Origin of the sequence: Synechococcus sp. R8-2 (assembly GCF_047461715.1) — a bacterium.
Taxonomy (GTDB): domain Bacteria; phylum Cyanobacteriota; class Cyanobacteriia; order Thermostichales; family Thermostichaceae; genus Thermostichus.
The window spans coordinates 1-2,100 of the sequence record NZ_JANSHQ010000178.1; the positions used below are offsets into that span (position 1 = coordinate 1).

The window sequence follows — 2,100 nt, forward strand, 5'->3', positions numbered from 1 at the left end:
GCGAAAGCGTCGCGTAGCGATAGTCCACAACAAGACAGGGTTTGCGCGCGGAAAGAAGCACCTTCTCAGGGTAAAATTTTCTGGTTAGATCTGGGCTAGGTCGAAGAGGCACACTTTTCTGTTGCACCTATCGACTCGACCCCATCACGCCTGTTACCTGCCCTGGGTACTGAGTTAAGAGTGTCTCCATTCCAGAATCCGGCCCAGCTTTTGCCTGCTGCTCACCCCGCCTTTGGTCAAGTTGATGCTTGGCGAGCCCCACAGCGGCAGGAGCCAGCAATAGCAGCATTATAGCGCTTGTGGGATCCCTCAGCCCAGACAGACCCTTAGCCCTTGGGTTGCTCCCAGAGGAAGTGCTCAATCTGGATCGGCTAGGGGGTTCTCCCACAACAGGCGCAGCCGCTTTGCCGTCTGTAGTGTCCAGTGGGGCAACCCCAATGACTCGGCCATTTGAACCAGATGGGTGGGCCGCAGGTAGGCACCGTCGTTGCGGCAACTGCCCCGGTAAAGGAGGCAAGCGCTGCCCTCGGGGGTCAGGCCCTGAAACTCTAGGTAGTAAAGCAGGGCGCGGGCATTGAAGGGAGAGGACTTGCCAGACTTGGAGGTTTTTTCAATCCAGATTTCCTGCGCGTCTAGGATCTGGGTGACCCAGGCAGGCCAAGAGGACTCCGTCCCGCTGCCGTGAACGGCTTTGGGCAACTCGCAGCTCACCGTGAGCTGATATTCGGCGGCGTAAACGGCTGCGGTGGCCGAGGGATCCCGAAGGCTAATTTCTTGGACGGCTTGGATGGGGATCTCCGGGGGCAGCTGTTCGCTCAGAAGGGCGCGCAGTTTCTCAGGCGTCAGAGGACCTTCAGGCCGATCCAGCAGCTCCAGATCCAGGATTTCGCCATAGCCTTCCTGGCCGATGGGCAGAGCGTTGGCGTTGGCCAGGCGGGGCATGGGGTGGTAGCCGCCGCTGAAGGCCAGAGGTAACCCCGCTCGCCGACAGGCCCGTTCCCACAGGCGCATGAGATCCAGGTGGCCCAGCCAGCGCAGATCCCCGGTTTTGCCGTAGGTGATGCGGAAACGCTGGGCAGGTGGCTCCGGCTCCAGGGGATCCGGGGTGGGGGTGGGTTTGCTCTGCAGGGGCGGGACGGGCGGAGGGGGAATGACGATGTTGTGGCCGAAGCCGGGGCCGCAGATGCCGCAGGCGGAGCAGCCCTCGAAGGAGCAGTCTTCCACGGTGAGGGCTTCCAGGGCGCGGCGGTAGTCTTTTTGCAGCCATTTTTTGTCGATGCCGGTATCGATGTGATCCCAGGGCAAGGGATCCTCCAGGCCCAATTCCCGGATGGGGAGACGGGCGCAGAGGGCGACCGGATCGGCGGCAGGATCCACCTCTTCGCCGCAGTAGGCCCTCACCCAGGCAGCGTAGGCGGCATCGATGTTTTCCCACCAGGCGTCCATGCCGGCCCCAGCCCGCCAGGCCCGCTCGATCATCTGTCCCAGGGAGCGATCCCCTTTGCCGATGAAGTCTTCCAGGATGCTGAAGCGGATGTCGGTGAAGTGGGCTTTGACGGCCCGCAGCCGCCGCAGCTCCTTCTGCAGCAGGGTTTGCTTGCGCTGCACGTCGGCGTAGTCCACCCGGTGCCACTGGAAGGGGGTGTGGGGCTTGGGGGTGAAGTTGGAGAGGGTGAGGGTAAACTCCACCCGCTTGCGACCCAGGGCTGCACATTCTCGCTGCAGCATCTCGACGGTGCGGGCGATCCCCAGGACATCGGCGTCGGTCTCGCCGGGCAGGCCAATCATGAAATAGAGCTTGATTTTGTCCCAGCCCTCTTGGACGGCGGTGCGAATGCCGCGAATCAAGTCGGCATCGGTGAGGCCCTTGTTGATGATGTCCCGCAGCCGTTGCGTGCCAGCTTCGGGGGCAAAGGTGAGGCCGGAGCGGCGGGATCCCTTCATGATGGCGGCAATTTGCTCATCAAAGCGATCCACCCGCTGGCTGGGCAGGGAAAGGGCAATGTGTTCTCTGAGGAGACGGTTGTGCAGCTCCGCTCCCACCGCCGGCAGGGAAAGGTAGTCGGAGCAACTGAGAGAAGAGAGGGAAAATTCGTTGTA

General features: G+C 62.2%; 1 protein-coding gene. It reads right to left on the minus strand.

Features of this window, described 5'->3' with window-relative positions; all coding sequences use genetic code 11:
* Positions 1–357 precede the first annotated feature (357 nt).
* Positions 358–2,100, minus strand: a 1,743-nt coding sequence (locus NW819_RS04830) for a TIGR03936 family radical SAM-associated protein (protein ID WP_414413059.1), incomplete at its 5' end; no start/stop codon positions are given.